This window comes from Cryobacterium serini (assembly GCF_004404025.1).
In the GTDB taxonomy this organism is placed as follows: domain Bacteria; phylum Actinomycetota; class Actinomycetes; order Actinomycetales; family Microbacteriaceae; genus Cryobacterium; species Cryobacterium serini.
The window spans coordinates 219274-225273 of record NZ_SOHN01000007.1 but is presented as its reverse complement, the minus strand read 5'-3'; the positions used below and the strand labels follow the sequence as shown (position 1 = coordinate 225273).

The following is a 6000-nucleotide window of genomic DNA, read 5'->3' as shown; positions in this document are numbered from 1 at the left end:
CCGCTCTGCCCGTGGTGACGACCAGCTTCACGGCCTCGTCTTTGTACTCAGGGGTGAAGTCCCGACGTGATCTTGCCATAGTGAACATTCTCTCTTGTGAGGTGTCCACACAACGGGGTCAAGGCCACATTGTTCCTCCTGATATCGAACGTGCAACTCTTGTGGCGCAAAACCTAATCAGCTTGATTACCGCGCTGTCTAGCGCTTAAAGAGCCTGTGCACAACGCGAGCGAGATCGTCCGGGGTCGGCTACTTTCAACGTGTGCGCTGGGATGATTTGTTTAATGACCTCGAGGGGCAACTCGAACGCGAGCTGCACTCCGAAGCTACTGACCTGCGCCTGCAGGAAGAACGTGCGCGGTTGGACAAGCTCTCCCTACGCACGCGATTGAGTAACGTGGTGCGGTCGGTCGGCCTCGGTGGCACGCTGCAGCTGCGCATCGTGCTGGTCTCCGGTGAAACCATCGCGGTTCGCCCGACGGCACTCGGTCGCGACTGGCTCGCGGCCGATTTACCGGGCGCCGGGAACGGTCGAGTTCAGTGTGTGATCCCGCTCTCGGCTATCGCCGGTGTGGTACTCAGCGACAAGCAGAATCTGGCCTCGATCGCGGTCGAGTCTGAATCCACCGGAAAGCTAATCGACCGCGTCGGATTCCCCTTTGTGCTTCGGGACCTGTGCCGGCGGCGGCGCAGCGTGGAGCTTGAGACCCGCGGTGGTGTCCTGGCCGGCACCATCGACCGCGTCGCGCGTGACCACCTCGATGTGGCGGTGCATCCGCTCGGAACGCTGCGCCGCGCGCCGGAAGTTTTGCACTACCGTCTCGTGCCGTTATGGCAAATTCACGTCATCCGGCTCGGATAGGTGTGGATAACTTTTCCACCAGTTTCCGCGGTCGGGCACGACGGGGCCCAACGCATCATCAGAAGCGCTACAAACAAGCGAGGTAACGGATGAAAACAACGCGTCCCACACGCACGCGCCGCCGGTTCTGGGTCGATCCCCGATTTGTTATCGGGCTGGTGCTGGTCGCTGCGTCGATCGCGGGAGTCGGCGCGATCGTCGCCGGCAGTGATCGCACCACGGCGGTCTACACCGCACGGCACACACTGACCGTCGGCGACCAGCTCAGGTCGGCCGACCTCGTGGAGAGCCGGGTGCAGCTCGGCGGCACGGCCGACCTGTATCTTGTGCCGGCGGCCGACCTCCAGCGCGGTCTGCTTGTCACCCAGACCATTCTGGCCGGCGAACTCGTGGCACGGTCGGCGGTCGGACAAGCGTCGGGAAGGGACGTGACCAGTGTCGTCGTTGATGTCCCGGGAAGGCTGGCCGCGTCCATCGTGGCGGGCTCCGTCGTCGATATCTGGTCGGCGCGGGCAACCGGGCCCAGCGAATACGCTCCGCCGACGATTCTGGTGGGGCAGGCCGTTGTCGTACGCATCGTCGAACCGACCGGCATCATCGCGGCCGACAACGGTCAATCCGTCGAGATGCTCGTGCCCAAGGCCAGTGTGGGCGCGGTGCTGGAAGCGATCATGAACGGTGATGCCCTCGCGATCGTGCCCGTGAACACCCCGGTGGTGCCCTGATGGCCAGGCTCGCGCTCGTGCTGGACCGAGCGACCGAGCAGCAGATGCTGGCCGAGATCGTGGATTGTGGGCACAGTGTTGTCACGCGCGTTGATACCGCCCGGGAGTTCCTTGAGACGCTCTCGCATGGGCAGCCGCACGTCGTCGTCGTCAGCGGTCGCCGGGAGTCCTTGACCGGCCAGCTGATCGCCGCGTGCGACGAGCGCGGCATCCGGGTCGTCGCGCTGACCGCGACCGAACAGGAGCGGCGACACGCGGCCACGCTCGGCCTGTACGAAACGGTCGCGATACCCTGCGACTGGTCGGAGATTGAAGATCTGCTCGTGTCGGGCGTTGTCGTTCCGTTGCGGGTGGGGGAACGGCATTTCACCGGCGGCGCGCTCAACACCGGCTCGGTGATCGCGGTGTGGGGCCCGTGCGGCGCCCCAGGGCGCACCACGCTCGCCATCAACATCGCGGCGGAAATCGCGGCAGCTGGCCACACTGTCGTGCTGGCCGACGTCGATACCTACAGCGCCTCGATCGCCCCGAGCCTTGGCATGCTCGATGAAGCACCGGGCTTCGCTGCCGCGTGCCGGCTGGCTGGCAGCGACAGCCTCAACCAGTCGGAGCTTGAACGCATCGCGCAACGCTACAACTCGCCCAAGGGCGCATTCTGGGTGCTTACCGGCCTCGGCAGGCCGTCGCGCTGGCCGGAACTGTCGACCGAACGGGTCACCCGCACCATCGACGCGCTACGCCACTGGGTGGACTACGTGGTGGTGGATACCGGGTTCAGTTTGGAAAGCGATGAAGAACTGACCAGTGACGTGTTGGCACCAAGGCGGAACGCCGCCACCGTCACTGCCCTGCGCGCGGCCGACCACGTCGTCGCCTGCGGGCTGGCGGACCCGGTGGGGATGGCCCGGTTTCTTCGTGCCTGGAGCGATCTCACCGAGGTGATCGGCACCAGTACGGTCAGCGTTGTGATGAACCAGGTGCGGGCGAGTGCTGTCGGGCTGAATCCGCGGGCACAGGTCACGTCAATGCTGTTGCGTTTCGGCGGCATAGAATCATCGATTCTGGTGCCGCACGACCAGGGTGCCCTGGACGCGGCGGTATTGACCGGCCGCACCCTGCGGGACTCGAGCCCGAAGTCTCCGGCGCGCGTGAGCATCCGTCGTTTTGTTTTGGAGGACCTGATCGTACTCGCTGCCACGGAATCCACGCGGATGCCGCGGCGCGTCAAGTGGCGGGCACGAAAGGCAGCCCCGGTCATGTGAGGCCACGGCGATGTGAACCCACGGTTACACCTAGGCTATGGAGAGTGTCGACGCTCAGTGATCTCGTACTTGCCCAGGGCCGCAGCAGCGCGGAAGACGTGGACTGGCTGCATATGCTGGTCGCGGACGGCCAGCTGCTGGCCGACCTCGCGTTCGCGGATATCGTCGTGTGGGTTCCAACGACCTCCGACAGTTTCGTCGCGGTAGCGCACGCGCGTCCATCGAGCGCGGCCACCCTGTTTTATCGGGACTTCGTAGGCCAGCACATCAAGGCGGAGTGGCGCAACCAGGTCACTGAAGCCTTCGAGACCGCGAAGATCGTCGACCGCGATGCGCCGGCCTGGTTCGAGGAGACTCCCACCCGCGTGCGGGCCATTCCAGTGCTGCGCCGGCTGAGCACGAGCGGATCCGAAGTGACGGCTGCCCCGGTGGCGGTGCTCACCCGCCACACCAACCTGAGTGAGGCGCGCACGCCGAGCCGTCAGGAATTGACCTTCAATGACTGCGCGAACGACCTTTTCGCTATGATCGCCTCCGGCGACTTTCCCGATCTCGGGGCGCCGACCGGTCCGCGCCGCGGCGCGCCGCGCGCGTCCGACGGCCTGCTGCGTCTTGACGTCGACGGCCTGACCACCTTTGCCAGCCCAAACGCGCTTTCCGCGTTCAACCGCATGGGTTTCGCCGAAGAGCTCGAGGGGGAGTCGCTCGCCGAGGTCACCACGAGTCTGCTCACCGGCACCGCCGTCGTCGATGAGTCGCTGCCCCTGGTCGTCACCGGGCGGGCGCCGTGGCGTACCGATATCGAGGCGCGCGGGGTGACGGTGTCGCTCCGCGCGATTCCCATTCGCAATCGCGGAGAACGCGTTGGTGCAATCATCTTGTCCCGCGACGTCAGCGAGCTGCGCCACCAGGAACGTGAGCTCATCACCAAGGATGCGACCATCCGGGAGATCCACCACCGGGTCAAGAACAACCTGCAGACCGTGGCCTCCCTGTTGCGCATCCAGGCGAGGCGCACCCAGTCCGACCGGGCGCGCGAGGCACTGACCCAGGCGATGCGGAGGGTTGCCGCCATCGCCGTTGTGCACGACACGCTGTCGGAGGGGCTCAGCCAGATCGTCGACTTCGATGCCGTCTTTGAACGGGTATTGCTGTTGACGGTGGAGGTGGCATCCGCTCACAATACGACCGTGCACCCGAAGTCCTTCGGCAGCTTTGGCACCCTGCCAAGCGCCTATGCGACGCCGCTCGCGCTCGTGTTGACGGAGCTTGTCACCAACGCGGTCGAGCACGGACTCGCCGGACGTGAGGGCGAAGTGTCGATCGAGGCGCAGCGCAGTGACGAGACCCTCACCGTCATGGTGCGCGATACCGGTGCTGGCCTGCCGGAGGGCAAGGTGGGCTCCGGCCTCGGCACGCAGATTGTGCGCACACTCATTCAGGGCGAACTTGGCGGCACCATCGACTGGCACACCATGATGGGTAGCGGTACCGAGGTGACGATCGAGATCCCCCTGCGCTTCATGCAGGAAGGCTAGTCCCCGCCTTTTGGGATGGGGCCCGGGCCCGAACCGCGGGCCCAATTTATAGACTGGGCCCGCGGCCATAAGGTGGGCCCGGGTGCGGGTGCGGATGCGCGCGGTCGCTTGGCCTGCTGGCGGGCACAAAAAAACGAGCCAGCGGCCGCCGGGAGTACCGGACGGCCGTAGGCTCGCGTTCTGGGTTGCGCTGGCTGCTAGGAAGCGCGGCGGGCGCGTGCAGCGCGACGTTTGAGTGCGCGGCGCTCGTCTTCGCTCAGACCGCCCCAGACTCCCGAGTCTTGGCCGGTTTCGAGTGCGTACTGGAGGCACACCTCGGTCACGTTGCATCGAGCACACACTGATTTTGCCTTCTCGATCTGGTCCACTGCGGGTCCAGTGTTGCCGACCGGAAAGAAAAGTTCCGGGTCAGCGGTGAGGCAGGCAGCTTTATCGCGCCAGTCCATAGGGATGCTCCTTTTATTACATGGGTGCACGGCCGAGTGGCCAGAGTTGCAGGGGTGATGGCCGGTTGCAGGAAAGTGGGATCTGCGCGATAACCGCGTTGAAACAGCTCACGTCCCTGTGAGCGTCAACCGGGCCTCAAATATCGTCCCATAATAGAGGTATCAAATCAATAGTTCTGTATGGTTTTTCGCTGTGAACAGCGACTCTGGTGCGCGGCGCCCAGCCCGGATCGACCTCCGGGCTATTCGGCGTACCCCCTTATTGGGGGTACTGATCGCACTCCTCGCCCTGGAAGCCCTCGCCGTGTGGGCATTAAGCGCCTGGTGGGTGCTCGAACTGCTCATAGCCACGCCGAACTCGGTGGGAGCCTCGCTGGCCCTATTGGCCCTCATCGTTGTCGCTGCCCTGTGGGTCAGTGCGATCACGGTCGGCGCTCTCCGTCGGCGTCCGTGGATTCGCGGCGCTGCAGTTACGTGGCAGCTCGTACTGGTCATGATCGCGATCGGTTGTTTTCAAGGGATCTACGCTCGGCCTGACGTCGGCTGGGCACTCCTGTTGCCATCCATTATCGTGCTCATACTGGTGTTCAACCCGCGTGTCGTCGCCGCGACGAGCCACGAACCCGAGCCCGAAGCCGACTGAGCGGCGCTGTGCGGGCCGTGAAGGCCCGATCAAGCCGCACCGACTAGTCAATGCCGAGCTTCTTGCGTAGGCTCGCTACGTGGCCCGTGGCCTTGACGTTGTACAGGGCGTGGGTGATGATTCCGGCCTCATCAAGCACGAGCGTCGACCGCAGCACGCCGGTCACGATCTTGCCGTACAGGTTTTTCTCCCCATAGGCTCCATAGGCGCGGTGCACGGCGAGGTCGGTGTCGCTGAGCAGTGGAAAGTTCACCGCGTCGTGCTCCTGAAACTTCTTAAGCTTGGCCGGAGCGTCTTTCGAGAGTCCGAGTACCTGGTAGCCAGCCGATTTGAGCGATCCGAGGTTGTCGCGAAAATCGCAGGCCTGGGTCGTGCACCCGGGGGTCATCGCGGCCGGGTAAAAATAGACGACGACCTTGCTGCCCGCGAAGTCGGCCAACGAAACGGATGCCCCGTCCTGGTCGGTCAGGGTGAACTGGGGGGCCGTGTCGCCGACTGCAAGGCGTGCTGAATCCGTCATTCTT

Annotated in this window: 7 protein-coding genes; 5 read left to right on the top strand and 2 right to left on the bottom strand. The window is 64.6% G+C overall.

Features of this window, described 5'->3' with window-relative positions; all coding sequences use genetic code 11:
* Positions 1 to 262 precede the first annotated feature (262 nt).
* From E3T51_RS03380 to E3T51_RS03365, 4 genes are all read left to right on the top strand, one after another.
* Positions 263 to 862 carry a hypothetical protein gene (locus tag E3T51_RS03380; protein WP_134527498.1) on the top strand — a complete coding sequence of 200 codons (600 nt, stop codon included), beginning with the start codon at positions 263 to 265 and terminating at the stop codon, positions 860 to 862.
* An 89-nt stretch (positions 863 to 951) separates the two neighbouring features.
* Complete coding sequence (locus E3T51_RS03375) at positions 952 to 1587, top strand: hypothetical protein (RefSeq protein ID WP_134527495.1); 636 nt, start codon at positions 952 to 954, stop codon at positions 1585 to 1587.
* Positions 1587 to 2849, top strand: a complete 1263-nt coding sequence (locus tag E3T51_RS03370) for a CpaE/TadZ family protein (RefSeq protein WP_134527493.1) — start codon at positions 1587 to 1589, stop codon at positions 2847 to 2849. The genes E3T51_RS03375 and E3T51_RS03370 overlap by 1 nt, the downstream gene beginning before the upstream one ends.
* Positions 2850 to 2893: 44 nt before the next feature.
* The gene (locus E3T51_RS03365) at positions 2894 to 4387 is read left to right on the top strand and encodes a sensor histidine kinase (protein ID WP_134527490.1); all 1494 of its coding nucleotides are present in this window, start codon (positions 2894 to 2896) and stop codon (positions 4385 to 4387) included.
* A gap of 197 nt (positions 4388 to 4584) precedes the next feature.
* Here the strand turns inward: E3T51_RS03365 and E3T51_RS03360 are convergent, their stop codons facing one another.
* A complete protein-coding gene (locus E3T51_RS03360; protein ID WP_035837005.1) occupies positions 4585 to 4833 on the bottom strand; it encodes a WhiB family transcriptional regulator in 249 nt (82 codons plus the stop codon).
* 193 nt (positions 4834 to 5026) lie between these two features.
* Here E3T51_RS03360 and E3T51_RS03355 point away from each other — a divergent pair, with 193 nt between their 5' ends.
* Positions 5027 to 5476, top strand: coding sequence for a hypothetical protein (locus E3T51_RS03355; RefSeq protein WP_134527487.1), 450 nt, complete (start codon positions 5027 to 5029; stop codon positions 5474 to 5476).
* Positions 5477 to 5519: 43 nt separating this feature from the next.
* Here E3T51_RS03355 and bcp read toward each other — a convergent pair whose 3' ends face one another.
* On the bottom strand, positions 5520 to 5996 hold the full coding sequence (gene bcp, locus E3T51_RS03350; RefSeq protein WP_134527484.1) for a thioredoxin-dependent thiol peroxidase: 477 nt from the start codon (positions 5994 to 5996) through the stop codon (positions 5520 to 5522).
* Positions 5997 to 6000 lie beyond the last annotated feature (4 nt).

Coding starts and splice junctions, on each gene's coding strand:
- E3T51_RS03375 (WP_134527495.1), top strand. CDS start 952: ATGAAAACAACGCGTCCCACACGCACGCGCCGCCGGTTCTGGGTCGAT.
- E3T51_RS03370 (WP_134527493.1), top strand. CDS start 1,587: ATGGCCAGGCTCGCGCTCGTGCTGGACCGAGCGACCGAGCAGCAGATG.
- E3T51_RS03360 (WP_035837005.1), bottom strand. CDS start 4,833: ATGGACTGGCGCGATAAAGCTGCCTGCCTCACCGCTGACCCGGAACTT.
- bcp (WP_134527484.1), bottom strand. CDS start 5,996: ATGACGGATTCAGCACGCCTTGCAGTCGGCGACACGGCCCCCCAGTTC.